The 23,833-nt window shown below is 73.1% G+C and carries 23 protein-coding genes; 6 read left to right on the top strand and 17 right to left on the bottom strand.

Annotated features, from left to right (window positions below):
• Nucleotides 1-31: 31 nt before the first annotated feature.
• Together N8I86_RS21085 and mshA are read right to left on the bottom strand one after the other, a co-directional pair.
• Nucleotides 32-532, bottom strand: coding sequence for a type III secretion system chaperone family protein (locus N8I86_RS21085; protein WP_123437196.1), 501 nt, complete (start codon nt 530-532; stop codon nt 32-34).
• Nucleotides 525-1,862 (bottom strand): D-inositol-3-phosphate glycosyltransferase, encoded by a 1,338-nt coding sequence (gene mshA / locus N8I86_RS21080; RefSeq protein WP_073887890.1) that lies wholly within the window; start codon nt 1,860-1,862, stop codon nt 525-527. The genes N8I86_RS21085 and mshA overlap by 8 nt, the downstream gene beginning before the upstream one ends.
• 276 nt (nt 1,863-2,138) lie before the next feature.
• On the opposite strand from mshA, the gene N8I86_RS21075 reads away from it, so the two are divergent.
• The 3 genes from N8I86_RS21075 (at nt 2,139) to N8I86_RS21065 (ending at nt 5,841) form a co-directional block, all read left to right on the top strand.
• Complete coding sequence (locus tag N8I86_RS21075; protein ID WP_198960335.1) at nt 2,139-2,924, top strand: class I SAM-dependent methyltransferase; 786 nt, start codon at nt 2,139-2,141, stop codon at nt 2,922-2,924.
• A 225-nt stretch (nt 2,925-3,149) separates the two neighbouring features.
• Nucleotides 3,150-4,244: a C40 family peptidase gene (locus N8I86_RS21070; protein ID WP_263278435.1), complete on the top strand. Its 1,095-nt coding sequence runs from the start codon at nt 3,150-3,152 to the stop codon at nt 4,242-4,244.
• Nucleotides 4,245-4,539: 295 nt separating this feature from the next.
• Nucleotides 4,540-5,841 (top strand): PP2C family protein-serine/threonine phosphatase, encoded by a 1,302-nt coding sequence (locus tag N8I86_RS21065; RefSeq protein ID WP_073887885.1) that lies wholly within the window; start codon nt 4,540-4,542, stop codon nt 5,839-5,841.
• Between the two features lie 88 nt (nt 5,842-5,929).
• Here the strand turns inward: N8I86_RS21065 and N8I86_RS21060 are convergent, their stop codons facing one another.
• The 3 genes from N8I86_RS21060 to N8I86_RS21050 all read right to left on the bottom strand — a co-directional run bounded on the left by N8I86_RS21060 (nt 5,930) and on the right by N8I86_RS21050 (nt 7,540).
• The gene (locus N8I86_RS21060) at nt 5,930-6,268 is read right to left on the bottom strand and encodes a DUF2516 family protein (protein WP_382985681.1); all 339 of its coding nucleotides are present in this window, start codon (nt 6,266-6,268) and stop codon (nt 5,930-5,932) included.
• A gap of 108 nt (nt 6,269-6,376) precedes the next feature.
• A complete protein-coding gene (locus N8I86_RS21055; protein WP_073887883.1) occupies nt 6,377-6,979 on the bottom strand; it encodes a hypothetical protein in 603 nt (200 codons plus the stop codon).
• Between the two features lie 75 nt (nt 6,980-7,054).
• A complete protein-coding gene (locus N8I86_RS21050) occupies nt 7,055-7,540 on the bottom strand; it encodes a helix-turn-helix domain-containing protein (RefSeq protein WP_073887881.1) in 486 nt (161 codons plus the stop codon).
• A 156-nt stretch (nt 7,541-7,696) separates the two neighbouring features.
• Here N8I86_RS21050 and N8I86_RS21045 point away from each other — a divergent pair, with 156 nt between their 5' ends.
• On the top strand, nt 7,697-10,096 hold the full coding sequence (locus N8I86_RS21045; protein ID WP_263278434.1) for an excinuclease ABC subunit UvrA: 2,400 nt from the start codon (nt 7,697-7,699) through the stop codon (nt 10,094-10,096).
• Nucleotides 10,097-10,121: 25 nt separating this feature from the next.
• Here N8I86_RS21045 and N8I86_RS21040 read toward each other — a convergent pair whose 3' ends face one another.
• The 6 genes from N8I86_RS21040 to N8I86_RS21015 all read right to left on the bottom strand — a co-directional run bounded on the left by N8I86_RS21040 (nt 10,122) and on the right by N8I86_RS21015 (nt 17,451).
• Nucleotides 10,122-10,607 carry an HAD domain-containing protein gene (locus tag N8I86_RS21040; protein WP_198960290.1) on the bottom strand — a complete coding sequence of 162 codons (486 nt, stop codon included), beginning with the start codon at nt 10,605-10,607 and terminating at the stop codon, nt 10,122-10,124.
• A 40-nt stretch (nt 10,608-10,647) separates the two neighbouring features.
• On the bottom strand, nt 10,648-12,678 hold the full coding sequence (locus tag N8I86_RS21035) for a HelD family protein (protein ID WP_263278433.1): 2,031 nt from the start codon (nt 12,676-12,678) through the stop codon (nt 10,648-10,650).
• 50 nt (nt 12,679-12,728) lie between these two features.
• The gene (locus N8I86_RS21030; protein ID WP_263278432.1) at nt 12,729-13,361 is read right to left on the bottom strand and encodes a TetR family transcriptional regulator; all 633 of its coding nucleotides are present in this window, start codon (nt 13,359-13,361) and stop codon (nt 12,729-12,731) included.
• A gap of 10 nt (nt 13,362-13,371) precedes the next feature.
• The gene (locus tag N8I86_RS21025) at nt 13,372-15,603 is read right to left on the bottom strand and encodes an aminoglycoside phosphotransferase family protein (protein WP_263278431.1); all 2,232 of its coding nucleotides are present in this window, start codon (nt 15,601-15,603) and stop codon (nt 13,372-13,374) included.
• A 220-nt stretch (nt 15,604-15,823) separates the two neighbouring features.
• The gene (locus tag N8I86_RS21020; protein ID WP_241840720.1) at nt 15,824-16,489 is read right to left on the bottom strand and encodes an HAD family hydrolase; all 666 of its coding nucleotides are present in this window, start codon (nt 16,487-16,489) and stop codon (nt 15,824-15,826) included.
• A gap of 83 nt (nt 16,490-16,572) precedes the next feature.
• On the bottom strand, nt 16,573-17,451 hold the full coding sequence (locus N8I86_RS21015) for a FadR/GntR family transcriptional regulator (protein WP_263278430.1): 879 nt from the start codon (nt 17,449-17,451) through the stop codon (nt 16,573-16,575).
• Between the two features lie 160 nt (nt 17,452-17,611).
• Here N8I86_RS21015 and N8I86_RS21010 point away from each other — a divergent pair, with 160 nt between their 5' ends.
• Entirely contained in the window at nt 17,612-17,800 is a 189-nt protein-coding gene (locus tag N8I86_RS21010) for a hypothetical protein (RefSeq protein ID WP_073887869.1), read from the top strand.
• Here N8I86_RS21010 and N8I86_RS21005 read toward each other — a convergent pair.
• From N8I86_RS21005 to N8I86_RS20995, 3 genes are all read right to left on the bottom strand, one after another.
• On the bottom strand, nt 17,795-18,709 hold the full coding sequence (locus tag N8I86_RS21005) for a winged helix-turn-helix domain-containing protein (RefSeq protein WP_263278429.1): 915 nt from the start codon (nt 18,707-18,709) through the stop codon (nt 17,795-17,797). The genes N8I86_RS21010 and N8I86_RS21005 overlap by 6 nt on opposite strands.
• A gap of 342 nt (nt 18,710-19,051) precedes the next feature.
• Nucleotides 19,052-20,284 (bottom strand): GNAT family N-acetyltransferase, encoded by a 1,233-nt coding sequence (locus N8I86_RS21000; RefSeq protein ID WP_263278428.1) that lies wholly within the window; start codon nt 20,282-20,284, stop codon nt 19,052-19,054.
• Between the two features lie 83 nt (nt 20,285-20,367).
• On the bottom strand, nt 20,368-21,000 hold the full coding sequence (locus tag N8I86_RS20995; protein WP_073887864.1) for an RsiG family protein: 633 nt from the start codon (nt 20,998-21,000) through the stop codon (nt 20,368-20,370).
• A gap of 160 nt (nt 21,001-21,160) precedes the next feature.
• Here N8I86_RS20995 and dtd point away from each other — a divergent pair, with 160 nt between their 5' ends.
• Complete coding sequence (dtd, locus tag N8I86_RS20990) at nt 21,161-21,586, top strand: D-aminoacyl-tRNA deacylase (protein ID WP_123439624.1); 426 nt, start codon at nt 21,161-21,163, stop codon at nt 21,584-21,586.
• Nucleotides 21,587-21,801: 215 nt separating this feature from the next.
• Here dtd and ygfZ read toward each other — a convergent pair whose 3' ends face one another.
• From ygfZ to N8I86_RS20975, 3 genes are read right to left on the bottom strand one after another with little or no spacing between them, the layout of a single operon-like run.
• A complete protein-coding gene (gene ygfZ / locus N8I86_RS20985) occupies nt 21,802-22,767 on the bottom strand; it encodes a CAF17-like 4Fe-4S cluster assembly/insertion protein YgfZ (RefSeq protein WP_073887862.1) in 966 nt (321 codons plus the stop codon).
• 9 nt (nt 22,768-22,776) lie between these two features.
• A complete protein-coding gene (locus N8I86_RS20980; protein ID WP_073887860.1) occupies nt 22,777-23,214 on the bottom strand; it encodes a Fur family transcriptional regulator in 438 nt (145 codons plus the stop codon).
• Nucleotides 23,215-23,229: 15 nt separating this feature from the next.
• Nucleotides 23,230-23,805, bottom strand: coding sequence for a heme-binding beta-barrel domain-containing protein (locus tag N8I86_RS20975; RefSeq protein WP_073887858.1), 576 nt, complete (start codon nt 23,803-23,805; stop codon nt 23,230-23,232).
• Nucleotides 23,806-23,833: the final 28 nt, after the last annotated feature.

The following is a 23,833-nucleotide window of genomic DNA, read 5'->3' as shown; positions in this document are numbered from 1 at the left end:
GAGAGAAAGGGAAAAGGGAGGAGAGGGCCCGTCAGTCCGTCGAGCGCTCGATCAGATGCTTGAACGCGTCCAGGTTCCGGGTCGATTCCCCGCGGGAGACGCGCCAGGCGTACTCCTTGCGGATGGAGGAGGCGAAGCCCATCTCCAGCAGGGTGTTGAAGGCGCCGTCGGCGGCCTCCAGGATCTGGCCGAGGAGGCGGTCGATCTCGTCGGGGGTGACCGAGGCGAGCGGGAGGCGGGCGGTGACGTAGACGTCGCCAAGCCGGTCGACGGCGTAACTCACCCCGTACAGCTTGAGGTTGCGCTCCAGGAGCCAGCGGTGGACGCCGGCCTCGTTCTCGTCGGGGTGGCGGACGACGAAGGCGTTGAGGGAGAGGGAGTGCCTGCCGACGAGGAGGGAGACCGTGGTGGAGAGCTTGCGCGTGCCGGGCAGTTTGACCACGTAATTGCCGGACTCGGGGCTCTCCCACTCCAGTTCGGCGTCCTTCAGGAACGCCTCCAGGACCTGTCCGGTCTTCTCGACATCACCCATGGTGGGAGCGTACGCGACGGCGGTGGGACTGGGTCGCGGCCGTGTAGACGTCGGCGGTGGCGGCGGCCGCCGTGTCCCAGCCGAAGGACTCGGCGTGCCGGGCGGCGGCCTCGCCCATGGTGGTGCAGAGCGAGGGCTGGTCGGCGAAACGGCGCAGCACGCGGGCGTACTCGGCCGGGTCGTGGCCGCCCACGAGGAAGCCGGTGCCGCCGTCGCGCACGGCCACCGGCAGACCGCCGACCGCCGCCGCGAGGACCGGGGTGCCGGCCGCCTGCGCCTCTATCGCCACCAGGCCGAAGGACTCGCTGTAGGAGGGCATGACGAGCAGCGACGCCGCCCGGAACCAGTCGGCGAGCTGCTCCTGGCCGACCGGCGGCTGGAACCGTACGACGTCCGCGATGCCGAGCCGCGCGGCGAGCTTCTGCAGCCCCTCCGGCTTCGCGAGCCCGCTGCCGCTGGGACCGCCGACGACCGGGACGACGATGCGGGAGCGCAGCTCCGGACGCTCGTCGAGCAGCACGGCCACCGCCCGCAGCAGCACGTCCGGCGCCTTCAGCGGCTGTATGCGGCCCGCGAACAGCGGGATCAGGGCGTCCTGCGGGAGGCCGAGGCGGGCGCGGGCCGCGGCGCGGCCGTCGGCGGGGCGGAAGCGGTCGAGGTTCACCCCGGGGTGGACGACGGCGACCTTGGCGGGGTCGGCCCCGTAGTGCCGGACCAGTTCGCCGGCCTCCTCCGTGGTGTTGGCGATGAGCCGGTCGGAGGCGGCCACGATCTGCGTCTCGCCGATGACCCGGGCGGCGGGCTCGGGGGTGTCGCCGTCGGCCAGGTTGGCGTTCTTGACCTTGGCCATGGTGTGCATGGCGTGCACCAGGGGAACCCCCCAGCGCTGTGCGGCGAGCCAGCCGACGTGGCCGGAGAGCCAGTAGTGGGAGTGCACGAGGTCGTAGTGGCCGGGGCGGTGGCCGGCCCAGGCCTGCATCACCCCGTGGGTGAAGGCGCACAGCTGGGCCGGCAGGTCCTCCTTGGCCAGACCCTCGTAGGGGCCCGCGTCCACGTGCCGGACGAGGACCCCGGGCGCCAGCTCGACCGTGGGGTCGAGGCCGCCGGCCGTGGCCCGGGTGAAGATCTCGACCTCGATGTTGATCGCGGCCAGCCGCTGGGCCAGCTCCACGATGTAGACGTTCATGCCGCCGGCGTCGCCGGTGCCGGGCTGGTGGAGCGGGGAGGTGTGCACCGAGAGCATGGCGACCCGGCGCGGCCGGCGGTACAGCCGGAGCCGGGAGGCGGCGGCCGGGGAGCGTCGCCCGAGCCTGCTGACGTACTGGCTCACGTGGCGTTCCTCCTCGCTGTGGGCATGCCGGGCACCGGGGCGGACCCCGCCCTCCGACTGGGTCCAACAGCCGACGGGTGCCCTGCCATTTCCCGATCACCTGGCTTTGCCCAATCATTACCCTCACTCGCTCAACCGTTCGAACGACGGCGACGTCTCGCGCGGGCCGCGGCACGGCACCGGGCCCCGCCGCGCCCACTTACCCTGTGGGATATGACAGCCCGCGCAGCCACCCACTCCCGCTCCCGGCTCCGCCCGGGCGCGGGCGGAGCCGTCGTGGGAACGGTGACGCGCGGGACGACCAACCCCAACCGGCTGCGCCGCATGGACCGCTGGATAGCGGCCGTGCACGGCGCGGAACTGCGCCGGGCGAGCGCCCCGGTCGCCGTCGACCTCGGCTACGGAGCCGCGCCCTGGACCGCCGTGGAACTGCTGGCCCGGCTCCGGGCGGCGGCGCCCCGCACCCGGGTGGTCGGCGTCGAGATCGAACCGGACCGGGTGGCGGCGGCCCGGCCGTACGAGCGGGAGGGCCTGGCCTTCCGGCACGGCGGCTTCGAGGTGCCGGTGCCCGGGCGGCCGGCCCTGATCCGCGCCGCCAACGTGCTGCGGCAGTACGACGAGGCCCAGGTCGCCGCCGTGTGGGAGCGGCTGTGCGCCCGGCTCGCCCCGGCCGGCGACGGCTCGCGCGGCGGACTGCTCGTGGAGGGGACGTGCGACGAGATCGGCCGGCGGCACGTCTGGGTGGCGCTCGGCCCGGAGGGCCCCCGCACGGTCACCTTCGCCACCCGGCTGGGCTCCCTGGAGCGCCCCTCCGACCTCGCCGAGCGGCTGCCCAAGGCACTGATCCACCGCAATGTCCCCGGTGAGCCCGTGCACGCCTTCCTCCGCGACTTCGACCGCGCCTGGGCCGCCGCCGCGCCCTACGCCTCCTACGGCGCCCGCCAGCGCTGGCTGCGCGCGGTGGGGGACCTGACGGCCGACTGGCCGGTGACGGACCGGCCCGCCCGCTGGCGCCAGGGCGAAGTGACGGTGGCCTGGGAGGCGTTGGCCCCGCGGGGCTGACAACAGCCCGTCGGCGGACGCCTGCACACCGGACATACCGGGCCCCTGGCGTCACGGGAACCCATCCCACGCGTCGTACGTCACACCGGCGGGGAGATCGCCGTACGCGGCGGCCGACGGGGGAAATCCGACGTCCGACGACCTCTGTCGCTTTGCGCGCGGCCGTGGCACGATCCCTCAGGCGACCGTAAGTTACTGACGGTAAATCAGTTTGGGGGAACAGGTATGGGTCCGGGCAAGCGCGGCCTGCTCACGGCCGCCCTGACCGTGGTCTGCACGGTGACCGTCCTCGCGGCACCCGGAACGGCCTTCGCGGCTCCCACCCCGACACCCGCGCCCACCCCCAAGGCGAGCGGTACCCCCACCGCCCCGACTCCGCCGCCCGACAAGGACCTCGAGCGGGTCCGCCAGAAGCTCGACGGGCTCTACCACGACGCGGCCGTCGCCACCGACGCCTACAACGCGGCCGAGGAGAAGGCGGAGAAGCAGTCCGCCGAGATCGTCGCGCTGGCCAAGAAGATCGTCGAGGGGCAGCAGCGGCTGAAGAGACTCAAGAACCAGGCGGGCGCCGCCGCCCGCTCCCAGTACCGCACCGGCGGCCTGCCCCCCACCGCCCAGTTCCTGCTCAGCGACGACCCGGGACAGTTCCTGGACGGCGCCGGACTGGTCCTGCAGGGACAGTCGGCGACGAAGAAGCTGCTCGGCGAAGTCACCCGCACCCAGAAGGAGTTGCGGGAGTACGCCGACGACGCCTCCGCGCAGTGGAAGAAGCTGGAGGCGGGCCGCAAGGCCAAGGCCGCCGCGAAGAAGAGGATCGAGCGGCAGATCGACGCCGCCGAGAAGCTCGAGTCGCAGCTGGAGAAGAAGGAGAAGGAGCGGCTCGCCAAGCTGGAGGAGGCGGCCGCCCTCAAGGCCCAGACCGCCTGGCTGGACACCGGCGTCCTCAAGGACGTCGACGGCAAGGCCTCCGCGCGGGGCAAGAAGGCCGTCGCGTTCGCCACCGCCCAGCTCGGCAAGCCGTACGTGTGGGGCGCCGAGGGACCGGACTCCTTCGACTGCTCGGGCCTGACCTCCCAGGCCTGGGCGGCGGCCGGCCACCCCGTCCCGCGCACCTCGCAGGAGCAGTGGAAGCAGCTGCGGCACGTCGACGTCAAGGACATGCGCCCCGGCGACCTCGTCATCTACTTCGGTGACGCCAGCCACGTCGCGATGTACATCGGCGACGGCGCGATCATCCACGCCCCGCGCCCGGGGCGCTCGGTGACGGTCGCGGGCGCCGGCTCGATGCCCATCCTGGGCGTCGTACGCCCCGACGCGTGAGGCGCACCACGGGCCGCACGGGCCCGCCGTCATCTCCCCGGTGACGCACGTCATGTGACCCACCGCACGGCCAGCCTCCGCCCGAACCGGGCCCGGGAGTGAGCTTCGTCATCCCCGCCCGGGTGGCGGCCTGTCCAACTGCGGTACGGAACGCGGCATATGACAGCGGCCTGCACGGGAGCGACCCGGCTCACACCATTCCATCGGGGTGGGCAATGCCGCTAGGGTCACCCGTCGGTGGGCCGAGACCCCTCGGCGCCACCGTGCCCTCGGGGGGAGGGAAGGAACCCAGACGATGCCCGTACCCGTACCGCGGCAGAGAGCGATCCCGGCCGTGGAGAGTGGTCAGGCGCCGGCCGCCTCCGCAATCGGCGGCCCCCTCAAGGAAGAGGCCCACCGCGACGCCACGCCCGTGCCCAGCAACGGCGCCACTCTCACCCTGCTGCTGATCGAGGACGACCCGGCGGGTTCGCCGATCGTGCCCGATCTGCTGGACCCGGCCGGAAAGCCGATGCGCGTCCGCACCGCCCGCAACCTCACCGAGGCCGAGCGGCTGCTCACCGACGACGTCCACTGCATCCTGCTGGACCTGGCGCTCCCGGCCCCCGGAGGCTCCGGCGCGGACGACGAGCTGGCCGTGCTCAAGCACGTCCTCCAGCTCGCGCCCCGGCACGCCGTGCTCGCGCTGACCGCCTCCGGCGACGCCGAGCGCGGCACGGAGGCCGTGCGCGTGGGCGCCCAGGACTACCTCTTCCGGGACGAGCTGGACGGGCGTCTGCTCAGCCGTGCCATCCGGTACGCGGTGGAGCGCAAGCGGTCCGACACCGCCGAGCGCCGGCTCGCCGAGGGCAGGCTGCGCGCGCAGGAGAACCGCCGCCTGGAGCGCGGCCTGCTCCCCACCCCGCTGCTGGAGGGCTCCTCGCTGCGGTTCGCCGCCCGCTACCGCCCCGGCCGGTCCCGGGCCCTGCTCGGCGGTGACTTCTACGACGCCGTGCGCACCCCCGACGGCACGGTGCACGCCATGATCGGCGACGTCTGCGGCCACGGCCCGGACGAGGCCGCGCTCGGTGTGGAGCTGCGCATCGCCTGGCGGGCGCTGACCCTGGCCGGGCTGTGCGGGGACGAGCTGCTGGGCACGCTCCAGGAGGTGCTGGAGCACGAGCGCGCGGACGAGGAGATCTTCGCGACGCTGTGCACGGTGGACATCGCCCCCGACGGGCGCCGGGCCGGTCTGTGCCTGGCCGGCCACCCGGCACCGCTGATCGCCCGCCCCGGCCGGCCCGCGCGCCTGTTGCCGTACGACAACAACGGCCCCGCCCTCGGTCTGCTGCCGGGCGCCCGCTGGCCGCGCATGCAGGTGGAGCTGGGCGCCGAGTGGAGCCTGATGCTCTACACCGACGGCCTGATCGAGGGCCGGGTCGGCGCGGACGGGGACCGGCTCGGCCAGGACGGCATGGTGGCGATGATCCGCCGCCAGCTCTCCGAGGGGCTGCGCGGCGAGGAGCTGCTGCGGGCCGCGGTGAGCGAGGTGCGCGACATGAACGGCGGTGAGCTGACGGACGACGTCGCCGTGGTGCTGCTCGACCGGGCGCCGTAGGCGTCGCCCGTCGGCGCGGGTGCCGGCGGACCGTGGCCGCACGCACGGATCCCCGCACCCTTTGGGCGCGGGGATCCGGGGGACGCCGCTAGCGGCCGCCGTTGTACGGCCCGTACGGACCGTCGCTGCTGCTGCCCCCGCGGCGGCGGCCGAAGCCCCGGCCGCCGGAGACCTGCACGAGGGCCGGGCGGACGTCCACGAAGAAGACGATCGTCGCCACCAGGCCCGCGAGCTGCAGGAACAGCATCGGGACGAAGAGGTTCACCGCGACCGCGACGCCCAGGATGATCAGCCAGAAGCCCTTGTTCTGCTTGTCCGCCGCGCGATAGGCGTCGTCCCGGAACAGCGCGGCCATCACCAGGGCCACCACCGCCATCGCCAGCATGGCGGTGAAGAGCAGCCACATGAAGCCGCCGAATGCCGTCATCAGCACAGAGCCCACCACCCCGGTCGAGTCGTCAGTACAGCCACCGTACCCATACAACGGGCCGGACACCGCGAAGGTGCCCGGCCCGAGCCCGTCCCGGCCGTCGTGTCACTTGGCCGGCGGGGGCGTCTTCTTCGTGGCGGCCGGGGTGCTCTTGCGCGGGGCCGGGGCCTTCTTCGCCACGGGCTTCCTCTCCGCGGCGGCACCGGCCGGCGCCTCGGCGGGCTTCGGCTCGTCCTTGACCTCGACCGGCTCGGCCTTGCCCTCGACGGCGATGGCCAGGTCCTCGATCTCCTCCGCGGCCTCGCCGCGCCAGGTCTTCACGGTCGCCTCGCCGTGCTCGGCCACCTTCTCGTAGGCCTCACGGGCCTTGACCGCGTACTCGGCGGCGACACCGACACCGCGCAGGGCGAGGTCCTGAGCGGTCTCGCCGAGCTTCTTCAGGTCGACGTCGATGGTGCCCAGCAGCTCGTTGACCCTGGTCTGCAGGGTCTCCTGCGCCTCCTTGGCCCGGGCGGCCGCCTTCTCCTGCACGGCCTTCGGGTCGGTGTTGCGCACGGCCTCGATGCGGGCCGGGGCCTCGGCGCGCAGCTGCTCGACCAGGCCGGGCACCTTCTTGGCCTGCTGGAGCGCCAGGTCGGCGGTGCCGGCGGCGAAGTAGAGCGGCTTCGGGTCGCTGAGGGTCTTGCGCAGGTCGTCGCTGATCGCCATGGTGAGGGTCCTCCCGGATTCGCGTTCGGCTGAGGTTGGTGTGGTCCGCGGTGGGGGGCCGGTGCCCTGGTCCGGTTACCCGGCCGTCCGCCGCGGGCCCGCATCGTCTGCGCCGGCCGTGCGGGTGCCGCGCACGGCGGTGTCGCCGGTGTCCTGGTCCGTGAACCCCGCGCCGTCCTCGTCGTCCTCGACCACCGCGGGCTCGCCGATCCCGAATCCGTTCTCCTTGCGGAAGGACTCGTAGATCTGGAGCAGCACCTGCTTCTGCCGCTCGTTGAGCGAGGGATCGGCGAGGATGACGGCGCGCGTCTCCACCTCGTCCCGGTCCCTCTCCGCGTCGAGGATCCCGGCGCGGACGTACAGCGTCTCGGCGGAGATCCGCAGGGCCTTGGCGACCTGCTGGAGCACCTCCGCGCTGGGCTTGCGCAGCCCGCGCTCGATCTGGCTCAGGTACGGATTGGACACCCCGGCGGCATCGGCGAGCTGCCGCAGCGACAGCTGGGCGTTGCGCCGCTGCTCGCGCAGGTAGTCACCGAGATTGCCGACGTTGAGCGATGCCATGCCTCCACCTTGCCCCACTGTCGCTAACAATTGCAAGCACCCGCTTGCAAAAGTGCGCCCGCGCGTCGCGCCCCGGCGCCATCGGTCAGGAATCGAGAAGCCGGGACGGCCGGGCCGCGGTTAGTGTCGGCTGCGGCCCCGACGGACGGAGACACGATGACCACGCCCCCGATGACGGACGCGGCGGACGCGGCGGCGTCCGCGCCGCACCTCGCCGACAGTCACGATCTGATCCGGGTGCACGGCGCGCGGGAGAACAACCTCAAGGACGTCAGCGTCGAGATCCCCAAGCGCCGGCTGACCGTGTTCACCGGTGTCTCCGGCTCGGGCAAGAGCTCGCTCGTGTTCGACACCGTCGCCGCCGAGTCGCAGCGGCTGATCAACGAGACCTACAGCGCCTTCGTGCAGGGCTTCATGCCGACGCTGGCGCGTCCCGACGTCGACGTCCTGGACGGGCTGACCACCGCGATCATCGTCGACCAGCAGCGGATGGGCGCCGACCCCCGCTCCACCGTCGGCACCGCCACCGACGCCAACGCGATGCTGCGCATCCTCTTCAGCCGGCTCGGCGAGCCGCACATCGGCTCGCCCAAGGCGTACTCCTTCAACGTGGCCTCGATCAGCGGGGCCGGCGCGGTCACCGTGCAGCGCGCCGGGCAGACGGTGAAGGAGCGGCGCGAGTTCAGCATCACGGGCGGCATGTGCCCGCGCTGCGAGGGCCGGGGCTCGGTCACCGACATCGACCTCACTCAGCTCTTCGACGAGTCCAAGTCCCTATCCGAGGGCGCGCTCACGGTCCCCGGGTACAAGGCCGGCGGCTGGAACCACCGCCTCTACACCGAGTCCGGCCTGTACGACCCGGACACCCCGATCCGCGCGTTCACCAAGAGGCAGCTGCAGGACTTCCTGTACCGCGAGCCCACCAGGATGAAGATCGCGGGCATCAACATGACGTACGAAGGCCTCGTCCCGCGGATCCAGAAGTCGATGCTCGCCAAGGACCGGGAGGCGATGCAGCCGCACATCCGGGAGTTCGTGGACCGGGCGGTCACCTTCACCACCTGTCCCGACTGCGCGGGCACCCGGCTGAGCGAGGCGGCCCGGTCCTCGAAGATCGGGGGGATCAGCATCGCCGACGCCTGCGCGATGCAGATCAGCGACCTCGCCGAGTGGGTGCGGGGGCTGGCCGAACCGTCGGTGGGGCCGCTGCTCACCGCGCTGGGCGACACCCTCGACTCGTTCGTGGAGATCGGCCTCGGCTACCTCTCGCTCGACCGGCCGGCGGGCACGCTGTCGGGCGGCGAGGCGCAGCGCGTGAAGATGATCCGCCACCTCGGCTCCTCCCTCACCGACGTCACCTACGTCTTCGACGAGCCCACCATCGGCCTGCACCCGCACGACATCCGGCGGATGAACGACCTGCTGCTGCGCCTGCGCGACAAGGGCAACACCGTGCTGGTCGTGGAGCACAAGCCGGAGGCGATCGCGATCGCCGACCACGTGGTCGACCTCGGCCCCGGCGCCGGCACGGCGGGCGGGACGGTCTGCTTCGAGGGCACCGTCGAGCAGCTACGGGCGAGCGGCACCCTCACCGGCCGGCACCTGGACGACCGGGCCCGGCTCAAGGAGACGGTGCGCAAGCCGGCCGGCGCCCTGGAGATCCGCGGCGCCTCGACGCACAACCTGCGGGACGTCGACGTGGACATCCCGCTCGGGGTGCTGACCGTCGTCACCGGAGTCGCCGGCTCCGGCAAGAGCTCCCTCGTGCACGGCTCGATCCCGGCCGGCGAGAACGTGGTCTCCGTCGACCAGAGCCCGATCCGCGGCTCGCGCCGCAGCAACCCGGCGACGTACACCGGGCTGCTGGAGCCGATCCGCAAGGCGTTCGCCAAGGCCAACGGCGTGAAGCCGGCGTTGTTCAGCGCCAACTCCGAGGGCGCCTGCCCGAACTGCAACGGCGCGGGCGTCGTCTACACCGACCTCGCGATGATGGCCGGCGTCGCCACCACCTGCGAGGAGTGCGAGGGCAAGCGGTTCGACGCGTCGGTGCTGGAGTACCACCTCGGCGGCCGGGACATCAGCGAGGTGCTGGCGATGTCGGTGACCGAGGCCGGGGAGTTCTTCGGCGCCGGTGAGGCCCGCACCCCCGCCGCGCACCGGATCCTCACGCACATGGCCGACGTGGGCCTCGGCTACCTCACCCTCGGCCAGCCGCTCACCACGCTGTCCGGCGGCGAGCGGCAGCGGCTGAAGCTGGCCACGCACATGTCCGACAAGGGCGGGATCTACGTCCTGGACGAGCCGACGACCGGTCTCCACCTCGCCGACGTGGAGCAGCTGCTCGGCCTGCTGGACCGGCTGGTGGAGGCGGGCAAGTCGGTGATCGTCATCGAGCACCACCAGGCGGTCATGGCCCACGCCGACTGGATCATCGACCTGGGTCCCGGCGCCGGCCACGACGGCGGCCGTGTCGTCTTCGAGGGCACCCCCGCCGACCTGGTCGCCGCGCGGTCCACCCTGACGGGCGAACACCTCGCGGACTACGTCGGCACCTGACCCGCCGCGCCGGCCGTTCCCCGGCTCAGCGGGGCACGGCCGCCAGCCACTCCTCCAGCGCGGTGAAATCCGCGTCCGTGAGGCCGTGCCGGTGGTCGATCCGGTGGAGGAGGGCCGGGCCGGGGTGGTGGACGGCGGTCCAGGCGCGATCGGCCTCGGTGATCTCGTCGTCCACCCAGACGAAGGGTCGGCCCGCCGCCCAGGCGACCAGCGGCCGGGTCTTCCAGTGCAGGGGGCCGGGCGGCTCGTCCTCGTCCGGCCACCGCACGACCGGCAGCGCGGGCAGGCCCAGCCGGGGCGCGAGGCCGGTGTTGGCGTCGTCCAGCCAGGTGGTGGCCCACACCAGGACGCAGCCCAGCGCGAGAAGCCGGGGTCCGAGGGCCGGGTCGACGCGGGTGAGCAGCGGGTGCTCCGGGCCGGGCACCCGCGGACCCGGGTACACCGGGTACGGGCGGTCCGCCGCCCCGAAGGGGATGAGCGGGCCGTCGACGTCGAGGAAGAGCAGGGTCACGGTCCAAGGATGGCCCCCGGCGGCCCGGCCCGGCCCCGGCTCAGAACGGCAGGGGCCGGGCGTGCACCACGTCCAGCCGGGAGACCGCCCGGGTCAGCACGACGTACAGCCGGTGCGCGCCGCGCTCCTCCGCCTCGGCGACGGCGGCCGGCTCCACCGCGACGACGTGGTCGTACTCCAGTCCCTTGACCAGGCTCGCCGGTACGAGGGTCACGCGGGCGCCGAGTGTCTCGGGCCCGGCCGCCGTGATCCCCGCGGCGGCGAGCGCCTCCCGTACGGCGGCCACGTCCGCGTCCGCCGCGACGACCCCGACCGAGCCCTCCCGCGCGAGTGCCTCCCGTACGGCGGTCACGGTCGTGCCGGGGACGTCGTCGGTCGGGCGGACGGTCAGCTCGCCGTCGGCCCGCAGGGACCGGGCGGCGGGGACGGCCACGTCGAGCCGGCCGAGCAGCCGGTTGGCCAGCTCGACGACCGCGGCGGGCACCCGGAACCCGATGGTGAGCGGCACCACGGCGGCGCCCGGCCGGCCGAGGTGGCGCAGCTGCGCGGACCAGTCGCGGGCGGCCCACGGCGTGGTGCCCTGGGCGAGGTCGCCGAGGACGGTGAGCGAGCCGAAGACGGCCCGGCGGGCGATCGCCCGGCACTCCATGGGCGACAGGTCCTGCGCCTCGTCGACGACGAGGTGGCCGTAGCCCTCGGGGTGTTCGGCGAGTCCGGACAGCTCGTCGAGGAGGACGAGGTCGGCGGCCGACCAGCGGGCGGACTTGAAGGAGCGCGGCGGGCGCGGCCACAGCAGCGCCGCCCGCTCGTCGGGGTCCAGCAGCCCGTCGGCCGCGCGGGCCAGCACCGCGCCGTCGGTGAGGAGGGCGGTGAGGACCTCCTCGGGGCGGACGCGGGGCCAGACGGCGTCGAGGTGGGCGGTGAGCGGCCGGGACCGCTCGATCCGGCGGACCCAGGAGGCGGGCAGCACCCCGGAGCGCCGCTCGGCCTGCTCCCGCAGCCGCCGGACCAGCCGGGTGCGCACCCGTTCCCGGCCGACGGAGTACGGCGGCTCCTCGGCCCTCACCTGCTCGACCACGGCGGCCAGTTCGGCGGCGGGCACCCGCCAGCGGTGCGAGCCGTCCGGTACGGCGAGGTCGGTGACCCCCTCCGCGCTCACATGCGCCCAGAGCGCCCGGCGCAGCACCTCGGCCATGCGGGGATCGTGCTTGACGGTGGCCGTCGCGACGGGGTCGGTGCCGGAGACGGGGTGGCGGGCGATCTCCTCCAGGAGGGTGGACTGGCGTACGCCCGTCTCGCCGAGGGCGGGCAGCACCTCCGCGATGTAGCCGAGGAAGGTGCGGTTCGGGCCGAGGATGAGCAGGCCGGAGCGCCGGAGCCGCTTGGGGTGGGTGTAGAGCAGATAGGCGGCGCGGTGCAGTCCGACGGCGGTCTTGCCGGTGCCGGGGGCGCCCTGCACGCACACGGAGTCGGCGAGGGCGGCCCGTACGAGGTCGTCCTGTTCGGGCTGGATGGTGGCCGCGATGTCCCGCATGGGACCGACGCGGGGCCGCGCGATCTCGCGGGCGAGGATGTCGCCGGCCCGCGACTCGCCCCGGCCCAGGCGCTCGTCCTCCAGCCCGGTGAGGTCGGCGGAGTCGCCCCGGCTGCCGGGTGCCCAGCCGAACCGGCGCCGGGTGCCGACGCCCTGCGGATCGCGGGCGCTCGCCTGGTAGAAGGCGCGGGAGACGGGGGCCCGCCAGTCCACCACCAGGGGCGGGGCGGCCGGGTCCTCGGTGATCCGGAGCCGGCCGAGGTGGTAGCTCTGCCCGCCGTGCCCGGGGGCGTCGTCGGCGAAGTCCAGGCGGCCGAAGAACAGCGGGCCGGGCGGGAGTGCGCGCATCTCCGCGGCCCGGCTGCGCAGGCGGTACCCGAGGACTTCGGCGTCGGCGCCGGAGGCGGAGACGTCCTCGCCCACGACGACCTGCTCGGCCGCGCCCTCGACCATCGCGGCGAGGGCCTCCCGGCAGGTGTCGTGGTAGGCGCGCTCGGCATTGAGGGAGTCGGCGAGGGCGGGGTGGAGTGACGTCATGACGCCACCGTACGGGAAAAATGTAACCGAGTTAAGTTTTTAACCTGGTCTCAGAACGTTGACCCGGCGGAGGTCAGCCCGGACACCCCCGGCAGCCCGGCCGCCAGCCGCCCGAAGGCCCGCTCGGCGGCCCGCACCGCCTCCGGCGCCACCCGCTCGACGCTCTCCCCCGCCGCGATCCGCCGCCAGTTGTCCTGCGCGAGGATCCGCTGGACGGCGATGATCTGTCCCGCCGCCAGCCGGGCGTCCAGCCCGCCGCCCAGGGCCGCGGCGAGCGCCGCCTCCGACCGCTCCAGATGCCCGTGCGCCCGCGCCACCAGGGACGGCGTGCCGTACAGCAGCGTGTGGAAGGCGAGCACCTGCGGATGGTCGTTCAGCCCCGTGACCGGGTCGCGCCGCTCCAGCCCGGCGAGGAAGTTCCGGCGCAGCGCGTCCACCGGATCGGCCGACCCGGCGACCACCCGCGCCGCCTCCGTCTCATGGTCCGCGATCCGGTGCAGGACCAGGTCCTCCTTGGCCGGGAAGTACCGGAAGAGGGTCGGCTTGGAGATCCCGGCCGCGGCGGCGACCTCCGCGACCGACACCGCGTCGAAGCCCCGCTCCAGGAACAGCCGTACGGCGATGTCCGACACGTCCTGGTACATCCGCTGCTTCTTGCGCTCGCGCAGGCCCATCTCTTCCATGAGGGGGAGCCTACGCAGCGCCGCCCGGACCGGTCGGCCAGGCCAGACCCGGAGTGAGCCGGGGGACGCGGCGCGGGCGCGCCGACAGGCCAAGCGAGGCCGTGGCCGCGGCGAGGGTCATGGCGTACGACTCCAGCGCCCGGCGGACGTTGGGGGCGTCCAGGCTCGTGCCGGTGACCAGACGGTCGAGGTCGACGTAGGCGGAACGGACGATCTCGATCCAGCGGTAGACCCGCCAGTCCTCCTGCCAGCCCTCGGTGAACCGCGCGGCGAGCCGGGCGTCCCAGCGGCGGAACATGCGGTCGCGGATCTCCGGCCGGGTCGGGGTGAGGTGCATGTGCCGGACCAGTTCGTACAGCGGGTCCCCGACCAGGGCCATCTCCCAGTCGATGAGGGTGAGCGCGGGGCGGTCCTCGCGGCGCACCAGGTTCCAGGGGTTCAGATCGCCGTGCAGCAGCGCGTTGTCACGCGCGGTGACACGGTGCCGGGCGAGGATCTCGCGCAGCCGGGGGGCGTCGGGCAGGCCGAGGAGGCGGGCCACCTGCCGGGACTTGCGGGGCAGTCCGGCGACCAGCGCCACGAGCTGGTCGCTGAGCCAGTCGTAGAAGCGCGGCCGGCCGGCGAGCGGGTCGATCGGGGCGCAGTCGACCTCGGTCAGCGCGGCGAGCTGGTCGACCAGGCAGTCGGCCTCGTGCGGGCGCAGCCCGTGCACCGGGTGCTCCGGGCTCCGGCCGAGGTCGCCGGCGCCTTCGTAGGTGTGGACGGCGAAGCGGTCCCCGGCGTAGCGGTGCTCGGGGTCCGTGGCGTGGCTCGTGCCCAGTGCCAGCACCCGGGGCGCGGCCACGGGCACCCCGGAGCGGGCAATGGCGCCGAGCACGGCGTGCTCGCTGAGGAAGCTGCGTTCGCGCCGCAGCACGACGGCCGCCACCCGGCGGACGACCACGGGGAAGCCGGTACCGGGCACCCGGAGCACCGTGTTCAGGTGCGCGGCGCCCTTGAAGACCCGGTCGGCCGGGGCCGCGCCCTCCAGGAACAGCGCATCGGCGACCGCGGAGTGCGGGAAGCCGGGGTGCTCGGGGACGCGGCGGTCCGGCGTCCAGCCGATGCCCCGGACGCGCGGCCGCGCGCCACCGGCGGACGCGCCGCGGCGGAAGAGGACCCGCTCGATCTCGCTCTCCCGCGGCACCCGGCCGAGCCGCAGCGGTTCGGCGGCGGCCGCCAGCGCGCCGTGCACGACGGCCGTGGCCTCCTCCAGCCGCCGCGGGCCGAAGGAGTCCTCCAGCGACCGCGCGGCCCGCACGACGTCGGCGTACAGCGACTGGGCCCGCTCGAAGGCGACGTAGTGGGGCAGGTCCCGGGCCAGGCCGGCCACCGCGGCGGGCCGCACCCGGTGCACGGCCCCGGCCCAGGCGTCGACGGCCTCCTGCCACTGGTGGTCCGGGTAGCGCATCCGCACCAGGTGCACGGCGAGATCGTGCAACGGGTCGCCGTAGCCCGCCAGTTCCCAGTCCAGGCAATGCAGCGGCGGGTCACCCGCGGACGGCAGCACCAGATTGCCGCGGTGCAGGTCGCCGTGGAGCAGGCCGTAGGGGCGCCGGGTCAGCGCCGGCACCCGGTCGGCGAACCGGAGCAGGGCGTCCTCGGGCACGCCGAGGGCGACGAACAGCCCGCCGTACCGACGCCAGTTGGGCCGCCGGATCTGGCGGTCGGCGAGCTGGGCCAGGGTGCGCAGGAACCCCTGGGAGTCGGTGTGGTTGCGGGGCCGGTCGGCCGGCAGCGGCGGCAGGGCCGGACCGCGCACCTGGACGATCGCGGCGAACAGCTCCGCGAGGTCCGTCAGCAGCGGCCCCGACACCGGTTTGCCCGGGCCGCAGACGTCCGCGAGGACGTCCCCGGCCACATAGCTGTGGACGGCGTACCCCTCCCCCGACGCCAGGCATCGCGGGACGGGCAGCACACCGCTGAGGGCGTGCAGGATCTCCGGCTCGTTCGGCCAGGTGCGCACGACCACGGGCACCACGTCCGGCCGCGGCACCCGGACGGTCACCGGTGTACCGGGGGCCAGGCCCAGCAGTCCGGCGAGGGGGCCGGTGAGCGGCAGGACGTGGTTGCGGTGGTGGTAGCCGTCCGTCGCCGGCCCGGCCGCGACCGCACGGGCGACGAAGGCTCGGACGACGGCGTCCCGGCGGATTCTGCCGGCGTGCCCCCCGGCCGCGGCTCGGGGAACAGGCGGTGCGCCCACGGGCCGCTCCGGGTAGATCGCGCCAAAAGGAAGGGGCGGAACAGCGTCGGCGGACACGGCCGGGAGAACACTGTTCCCAGGTGGTGGCCGTCACGGCTCCCGGCCCAGTCGAGCAGCCCGACGGGTGGTCCGCCACTCACCGTGCCGGGCCGACGGCCGAGGACCGGCTCGTTGCCCTTCCCCACGCACACGTCCGGGCGGTGGCCCGGATTGGCGCATGCTAGCGCACGGCGTGCCCGCTCCGGAGCAGACGCAGCAACGGTTCGAGCGACCGTACGACGTGTCCGGCGCCCGCCGCCCGCAGGCGTTTCTCCTTGTCCTCGCCGCCCGCGTAGCCGAGGAACGGCACCCCGGCCTCGCGGGCCGCGTCCAGGTCGGAGGCGGAGTCGCCGATCATCAGCGCGTCCGCGGGGGCGGCGCCCATCGCGCTCAGGGCGCGGTTGAGGCAGTGCGGATGCGGCTTGAGATGCTGGAGCGCCTGCGTGCGGCCGTACAGGTGAGGCGTGAAGCAGCCGGTGAGGCCGCGGCTCTCGAGATAGGTGCGGGCCGCCCGGGGCGAGTTGTTGGTGGTGACGGCGAGCCGGGCGCCGACGGCGGTCCAGGTGCGGATCAGCGGGTCGGCGTACGCGGTCGGCAGCGCGGAGCCGGCGGCCCGCTCCTCCTCCTGGGTGAGCCGCTCCTCCAGGGCGGCGACGAGATCGCTGCCCGGGTGCCGGCGGCCCACGGCGCGCAGCACCACCTGCGGGTCCAGCGTCTCCCGTTCGGTGTCCGTGAGCAGGCCGTGCAGGCCCTGCAGCGCCAGCCACTCCACCAGGTCCGCGGCCACCCGTTCCGCCTTGTGCCCGGCGAAGAGGCGGCAGATGGGCCCGTCGAAGTCCCACAGCACGACCCGGGCGGATGTGATCAGTTCCCGTAGCTTCCCGATCTCATTCGCACCAGACGTGGCATCAGAAGTCGCATCAGAAGTCACTAGGAGAGTGTCAGGTCCGTGGTGATGGTTTCCCAGAGGGCGTCGAACCACTTCTGCGATTGCTCCACGAACGCCGCGTCCCGCTGCCCCGACCGCTGCTCGAAGGAGAACAGGAGGGATTCGGAGCCGAGGGTGTCGTACATCTCCAGCATCCCGCTCTCGGTGGGCTCCGCGCGGCGCGTGACCATGTAGTACGCGTAGAGCGCCTCCACCCCGTTGAGCAGGTACAGCTTCGCCGGCGGGGTGAACGGCAGCGCGCGGAAGGTGACGTGGACGTCGATGTCGTGGGTGCCGCGCAGGGCCTGGAGGTTGTACTGGAGCACCTGCCCCTGGGCGTTGCGCATCGCCAGCCAGCGCCGGTGGACGGCGTCGTCGTCGCGGCCGGCCTCGACCGAGACCGGGAAGGCGAGGTCGATGTGCCGGGACGGGAGCAGGACGCGCGCGTCGATCCGCTCGGGGCGGATACGGCCCTCGTGGATCAGGCGCAGCGGCTCGCCGAGGGCCGGGATCAGGCTCTGCGCGGTCAGGCAGACCGCGTCGATGCGCACGTGCGGTGCCTCGAAGGCCGCCGTCAGCCGGGGAGCGAGGGCCACCATGGTCGGCTGGGGCTCCTCGCGGGCAGGCGGCGGCTCGGCGACCCTCGGCGGGCTGCCCTTGCTGACGTTGCTGAGCAGCCCGGCCAGTTGCAGTGTCCGCAGGGCCTGGCGCACGGCACCGCGCTCCACCCCGAACTCCTCGGCGAGTTCGGCCTGCGTGGGCAGTCGCTCGCCCGACCGGAGGACACCGCTGCGGATGCGTTCGCGCAGGGTGTCGGCGATCTCCTGGGGCGTGAGCCTTCTGCTGCCGTTCACTGCCACGTTCTCCTGGGTCACGACCAAACGCTACAACTCTGATCCATCTAAGGGGAGTTGCCGGAAAGTTGTTTATGAACACCGACCAAGTGGGGACAACTTAAGTGAAGTTGGTTGCCAACTTTTCCAAGTTGGCGGAGCTTTTGCTTCCCGTACGTCCCACCGGCAGCCCGAAGGGGGAATCACCGTGCCTGCCCTCGCCTTCTTCTCCGCCCTGTTCATCGTCGGCTTCGAACAGCTCGTCCAGTGGAAGTACGGTGCCGCCGGCATCGTCGGCATGCTGTTGCTCTCCGTCGGCATCAAGGCCAAGAGCCCCGCGGTCAGCTCCGCCGGCGCGGTACTGCTCGCGCTGCTGCTCGCCGGCCCCGCGCTATGACGCCAGCACCAGGTCCGAACTGATCGTCTCCCACAGCGCGTCGAACCATTTCTGCGACTGCTCCACGAACGCCGCGTCCCGCTGCCCGGCCCGCCGCTCGAAGGCGAACAGCATCGACCGGGTGCCGTCGGCGTCGTACAGCTCCACGTGCTCGTGCTCGATCTCCCGCTCACGGCGCCCCAGCGTGTAGTACGCGAAGAGCGCCTCGGCGCCGTTGAGCAGATACAGCTTGACCGGCGGGGTGAACGGCAGGGCGCGGAAGCAGACCTCCACGTCGATGCCGTGGGTGGTGCGCAGGGCCAGCAGGTTCTGCCGCAGCACCATGCCCTGGGCGTTGCGCTGGGCCAGCCAGCGCCGGTGCAGCAGACCGCCGTCGGATGCGTCCACCGGCGCCGGGAAGGCCAGCTCGATGTCCCGGCTCGGCAGCAGCACCCGGACGTCGATCTTGGCCGGTTTCGCATGGCCGGCGTGGATCTGCCGCAGCGGCTCACCGATGGCCAGAGTCAGCGAGACGGAGGTCAGGCACAGCGCGTCGATCCGCACGTGCGGCGCGGCGAAGGCCGCCGCCACGCGCGGGACGAGCCCCACCATCGTCGGCTGCGGCGGCGCCCCGGGACCCGCAGGGTGCCGGACCGTACCCGGCACCGCGGCCACCGTGGCCGGTCTGCCCTTGGAGACGTTGGTCAGCAGCTGCTCCGCCTCCAGGACGCGCAGCGCCTGCCGCACGACCCCGCGCTCGACACCGAACTCGTCGGCCAGCCTCGCCTGGGTGGGCATGCGCTCGCCCGGCCGCAGCTCGCCGGACCTGATCCGGCCGCGCAGCTCGTCGGCGATCTCGCGGTGTGACGGGTGGGGCCGCTGTGACCTCGTCCGTCCACTGGCGGAGACGTGCTCCGGGTCCACGAACAAACACTACAACTTCTTGCCATCTTGGGGCAGTTCGTCGGCTGCTGGTTATGAGACGGTTCTCAGCGGAGATAAGTACAGTGAAGTTGGCAGCCAACTCGCCCAACATGGTCGAGCTTCCCAGTGGTTGGCCGAACGGGCTCCCTTCCGGAGGGGAGCCGGGAGCCCGGGCAGGGGGCGGCCACCGGAGCGCGCGCCACAGCGCACGACCCGCACAGCCACAACTGAAGATCCCGCACAGTCACAACTGAACGCGCAGCCACAACCGAACATCGTCAGCACACAGTCACCACCGAACAGCTCGCTACGGATGAACAGTCGGTGTGTCGCCGGGAGAAGGGAGCCTCAGAAGAGGTCCGGGCACCAGGGGCGCCCGGGCGAGCGGAACAGGGCGTCGGCCTTCCGGGCGGCGCCCTCTCGTTCTTCCTGGACCAGGCCGAGGGCGGCGAGCCGCAGCGCCGACTCGTCACCGAGCCACAGCCGCGCCAACTCCCCTATCTCCAGCGTCAGATCGGCTCCCTCCGCGGCCGCGGGGGTGCACGACGCCCCCTCGGGAGAGGCCGTCAGCCGGAACCGGCCCCCGCCGAACCCGCCCTCGTCGACGACCTCCAGCACCAGCGTGCCCTCACGGTCGTACGTCCGCGCCTCCAGGGCCCGTACGACGTCCAGGATCCGCACCCACAGCCAGTCCGCGTGCTCGGTGACCCGGGCGGCCCGCGGATCGGGCAGGTGGAGGGGCAGCAGGTCGTCGGGCCCGCGCCAGCCGGACCTGACCTTCGTGATCCAGTCGATCGAGCACAGATACCGCCACAGGGCGCGCCCGGCCGCCGGGGTCGTGGTGAGCAGCCAGTTGACGTCGGCGGTGTTCTGCGGCTGCTTGCCGTGCCACTTGTCGTCGGACTCGTAGCTCACCAGGCCCTCGACCTCGCCGGCGGCCGACCGGTAGACGGCGAAGAACGGCTCGGTCCAGGCGCCGCCGAGGCGCAGGGCACCGGTGTTCGTCTGCCACCACAGCTCGTGCCGGCTGACCGCGCCCGGCTGGGCCCGGCGGAACCGCTCGTGCAGTTCGGGACCGAGCTTGCGCACGTCCTCGGCGTCCACCAGGTCGATCCGGCCGCCGTCGGCCGGCCCGGACCAGCGCGGGTCGAGGCCGGCCCGGGGCACGTCGACGGTCCACTCGGTCGTCGAGGTCGCGGGCCCGAAGCCGTACCGGCCGTAGATCGGGTACTCGGCGGCGATCAGGGTGGCCACGACGTCGCCGCGGTCCCGCGCCGCCGCGAGGTCCGCGCGCATCATCCGGGACAGCAGGCCCCGGCGCCGGTGCGTCGGGCTGACGGTGACGTTGGAGATCGCGTCCGCGGGCACGGGTGCGCCGCCGACCGCGGTCAGTTCCTGGTCGAAGGAGCGGAAGGTGGCCACGCACCGGTCGCCGTCGAAGGCGCCGAGCCTGCGGCCCGGCAGCAGGCGCCGGGCCGCCAGCTGCTCCGGGGTCATGACCGGCGGCCTCAGGAAACCCGTGTTCAGGGCGCGCTGCCAGTCCTCGAATGCGGCGTCGGTGACGGTGCGGACGTCGGTCATGGGGCCCACGGTAGGCGGCCGTTCCCGGGGTGTCGCCCGCTTTTTCCGGGCCCCGCGCCCCGCTCGGGTCAGGACGGGTCAGGTCAGGACGGGTCAGGACAGCTCGGGTCGGGTCGGGTCAGCAGGTCGTCCACCTGCGCCTCGCCCATCCGGTACCGGCGCGCGATCTCCCCACTGCAGTCGTCGGCCGTGCGCTGGAGCCGCTGGCGGCGCCGGGACACCTCCTGCTCGTAACGGACCAGCCGGCCCATGGCGCTGGTCAGCTCCAGGTCCGTGCGCGCGCCGAGGTCGGACAGCTCCACCTCGCCGAGCATCTCGGCCGCCAGCTGCCGGTACTCCTCGTTGTGCGGGGTGCCCAGCGTCACGTGGCGGGCGGAGGAACGGTGCCGGGCGGGGGCGTCCTTGAGGATCTCCGGGAGCCGGTCGACCACGGAGCCGTCCGCGGGCGCCGGCACGGAGGCCCGGCCGCGCCGGCACAGCTCCGCGCGCAGGATGTCGATCCGGCCCTGCAACAGCCGCCGCACATAGCTGAGGTCCGCCTCGTCGCGCTGGGCGTCCCGGCGCAGGGCGCGCAGTTCGGGCAGTGTCAGCAGGGCCAGATCGGGCTCGGGCGGTTCGGCGGGCAGGGACGGGCCCGTGGTGCCGTCGCCGCGCTGTGCGGGCGGCCGGTACGTCCCCTGCGTTCCCAGCCGCCCACTGGTGCTCGGTGTGCTCATGTGCGTCTGACCGTCCCCTCGACCGGCGTGTGGAAGCATGGTGCCACCCCAAGTGGCCACAATGTGACCGAGTGCCCCCGAAACAGCCCCAGATGGGCGGTAAGAGATCCATAATGGGCCCCCCGCGGCGCCTGGCGGGAGACCCGGCATGATGGTCCGCATGCGTGCGGTGGTGCAGAGGGTGGACGGCGCGAGCGTCGTCGTGGACGGCGAGACGGTGGGCGCGATCGAGGGCGAGGGGCTGTGCGTCCTCGTCGGGGTGACCCATGAGGACACCAGGGAGAAGGCCGCCCAGCTGGCCCGCAAGCTGTGGTCGATCCGGATGCTCCAGGACGAGAAGTCCTGCAGCGACCTCGCCGCACCGCTGCTCGTGATCAGCCAGTTCACGCTCTACGGCGACGCCCGCAAGGGCCGCCGGCCCACCTGGAACGCGGCGGCCCCGGGCGAGGTCGCCGAGCCGCTGGTGGACGAGGTGGTGGCCCAGCTGCGGGGGCTGGGCGCGACGGTGGCGACCGGCCGGTTCGGCGCGCAGATGCGGGTGTCGCTGACGAACGACGGCCCGTTCACGGTGCTGCTGGAGATCTAGGGTCTGTCGTTTGGATCAGGCCGCCCTGGCCCACGGTGCCTTGTCGGCCGACCCGAGCGGGGCGTGGTGCGTGCAGCTGCAAGGCGGAGGAGGGCGGCGACGCGGAGCGTCGACAACCGACGACAACGCCGCAGATGCGCGTGCCACGCCCCGCGACGCCGGCATGATCCAAACGACAGGCCCTAGCCGCGGGCGGGGCCCGCGGCCCGGGCCGGCTACGGCTCGACCACGGTCTCCTGCGCGGCCGCCGTGTCGCCGGCCAGGAGCCGCGCGTCGACGGGCACGTTCCGCTTCACCAGGGCCAGGGCCACCGGGCCCAGCTCGAAGTGGCGCGCCGAGGTCGTCACGAAACCGATCTTGCGGCCGTCGGGGCCCTCGTCCGCGAGGCGGAGCTCGGTACCGGCCGCCGGCAGGTGGACGTCGCTGCCGTCCAGGTGCAGGAAGACCAGCCGGCGGGGCGGCTTGCCCAGGTTCTGCACACGGGCGACCGTCTCCTGGCCCCGGTAGCAGCCCTTCTGCAGGTGCACCGCCGTGCCGATCCAGCCCAGCTCGTGCGGGATCGTGCGGTGGTCGGTCTCGAAGCCGAGGCGCGGCCGGTGGTGCTCGACGCGCAGGGCCTCGTACGCGAGGAGCCCGGCGGCCGGGCCGTACGCGGCGGCGAACTCCTCCAGCCCGGCACGCGGCAGGAAGAGGTCGCGTCCGTAGGCCGTCTCACGGACGACGACGTCCTCGGGGACCTCCGCGATGGATCCGGCCGGCAGGTGGACGACCGCGAAGTCCCCGGTGCGGTCGGCGACCTCCACCCGGTAGAAGAACTTCATCGACTCCAGGTACGCGATCAGCGCCTCCTGGGTGCCGGGCTCCACGTGCGCCCAGACCGTCGTGCCGTCGTCCACCAGGTACAGCGCGTGCTCGATGTGGCCGTGCGCGGAGAGGATCAGCGCCTCGGTCGCCTCGCCCGCCGGCAGCTCGCTGACGTGCTGGGTGAGCAGCAGGTGCAGCCAGCTCAGCCGGTCCTCGCCGGTGACGGCGACGACACCGCGGTGCGAGAGGTCGACGAATCCGGTGCCGTCGGCCAGGGCGCGCTGCTCGCGGAACAGGTCGCCGTAGTGGGCGGCGACGCCTTCGTCGGCTCCTTCGGCGGGGACGGCGCCGGGCAGGGACAGCAGAGGGCTCTTCATACGGCAAGCCTACGATGTGGTAGTTGAACTCTTCAGCGAACAGTCCCGGCAGCGGCCGAAGATCGCGAAGTGCTTCATGTCCGTGTCGAAGCCGAACTGCGCGCGCAGCTTGGCCGTGAAGTCGGCCGCCACCTCGACGTCCGCCTCGATGACGTTCTCGCAGTCCCGGCACACCAGGTGCAGATGGTGGTGGCGGTCGGCGAGGTGGTAGGTGGGCGCGCCGTGCCCGAGGTGGGCGTGGCTGACCAGACCCAGCTCCTCCAGCAGCTCCAGCGTCCGGTAGACGGTGGAAATGTTGACCCCCGACGCCGTCTTCCTCACTTCCACGAGGATGGCGTCGGGGGTCGCGTGCTCAAGGGTGTCCACGGCTTCGAGGACAAGCTGGCGCTGCGGCGTCAGCCGGTAGCCGCGCTGCCTGAGGTCGCTCTTCCAGTCGGTGCTCACCACACCGAAAGTGTAGGACTACTTGAAAAAGGCGATGCCGTCGTCGGGCATGTCGTCCGGCAGGGCCTTCGCCCAGCGCTCGACGTCCTCGGGGGTGACGACCTTCTTCAGGTGCGCCGACATGTAGGGGCGCAGCTCGACCTCGGGGGTCTGCTTCTCACCGACCCACATCAGGTCGCTCTTGACGTAGCCGTACAGCCGCTTGCCGCCGGAGTAGGGCTGGGCGGCGGCGGTGCGCGCGACGGCATCCGTGACCAGGTCGATCTGCGGCTTCTTGTCGGCCATCTCGCCGTACCAGATCTCCACCGTGCCGTCGTCGCGGGTCATGGTGACCTCGACCTTGCGGCTCGCGTCGATCCGCCAGTAGCCGGACTCCGACTCCAGGGGACGGACCTTGTTGCCGTCGTTGTCCAGGACCCAGGTGTGGGAGTGGTACTCCAGGAAGTCCCGGCCGTCGTGGGTGAAGCTGACCTCCTGCCCGAAGTTGCACTTCTCCGAGCCGGGGAAGTCGTGCACGCCCGCGCCGGCCCAGTTGCCGAGCAGGAAGGCGAGCGGGACCAGGTCCTTGTGGAGGTCGGACGGGATCTCGATCATGAGGATGCTTTCCTAGGGGTGGATCAGC

The sequence above is a fragment of the Streptomyces albidicamelliae genome, from assembly GCF_025642175.1.
Taxonomy (GTDB): Bacteria; Actinomycetota; Actinomycetes; order Streptomycetales; family Streptomycetaceae; genus Streptomyces; species Streptomyces albidocamelliae.
Note: the sequence above shows the minus strand (reverse complement) of the source record. Positions and strands in the feature narration are given on the sequence as shown.

Excerpts from the sequence above, each read along its gene's own strand:
- N8I86_RS21085 (WP_123437196.1), bottom strand. The coding sequence starts at position 532 with ATGGGTGATGTCGAGAAGACCGGACAGGTCCTGGAGGCGTTCCTGAAG.
- N8I86_RS21070 (WP_263278435.1), top strand. The coding sequence starts at position 3,150 with ATGGGTCCGGGCAAGCGCGGCCTGCTCACGGCCGCCCTGACCGTGGTC.
- N8I86_RS21065 (WP_073887885.1), top strand. The coding sequence starts at position 4,540 with ATGCCCGTACCCGTACCGCGGCAGAGAGCGATCCCGGCCGTGGAGAGT.
- N8I86_RS21060 (WP_382985681.1), bottom strand. The coding sequence starts at position 6,268 with ATGACGGCATTCGGCGGCTTCATGTGGCTGCTCTTCACCGCCATGCTG.
- N8I86_RS21055 (WP_073887883.1), bottom strand. The coding sequence starts at position 6,979 with ATGGCGATCAGCGACGACCTGCGCAAGACCCTCAGCGACCCGAAGCCG.
- N8I86_RS21050 (WP_073887881.1), bottom strand. The coding sequence starts at position 7,540 with ATGGCATCGCTCAACGTCGGCAATCTCGGTGACTACCTGCGCGAGCAG.
- N8I86_RS21045 (WP_263278434.1), top strand. The coding sequence starts at position 7,697 with ATGACCACGCCCCCGATGACGGACGCGGCGGACGCGGCGGCGTCCGCG.
- N8I86_RS21035 (WP_263278433.1), bottom strand. The coding sequence starts at position 12,678 with ATGACGTCACTCCACCCCGCCCTCGCCGACTCCCTCAATGCCGAGCGC.
- N8I86_RS21030 (WP_263278432.1), bottom strand. The coding sequence starts at position 13,361 with ATGGAAGAGATGGGCCTGCGCGAGCGCAAGAAGCAGCGGATGTACCAG.
- N8I86_RS21000 (WP_263278428.1), bottom strand. The coding sequence starts at position 20,284 with ATGACCGACGTCCGCACCGTCACCGACGCCGCATTCGAGGACTGGCAG.
- N8I86_RS20995 (WP_073887864.1), bottom strand. The coding sequence starts at position 21,000 with ATGAGCACACCGAGCACCAGTGGGCGGCTGGGAACGCAGGGGACGTAC.
- dtd (WP_123439624.1), top strand. The coding sequence starts at position 21,161 with ATGCGTGCGGTGGTGCAGAGGGTGGACGGCGCGAGCGTCGTCGTGGAC.
- ygfZ (WP_073887862.1), bottom strand. The coding sequence starts at position 22,767 with ATGAAGAGCCCTCTGCTGTCCCTGCCCGGCGCCGTCCCCGCCGAAGGA.
- N8I86_RS20975 (WP_073887858.1), bottom strand. The coding sequence starts at position 23,805 with ATGATCGAGATCCCGTCCGACCTCCACAAGGACCTGGTCCCGCTCGCC.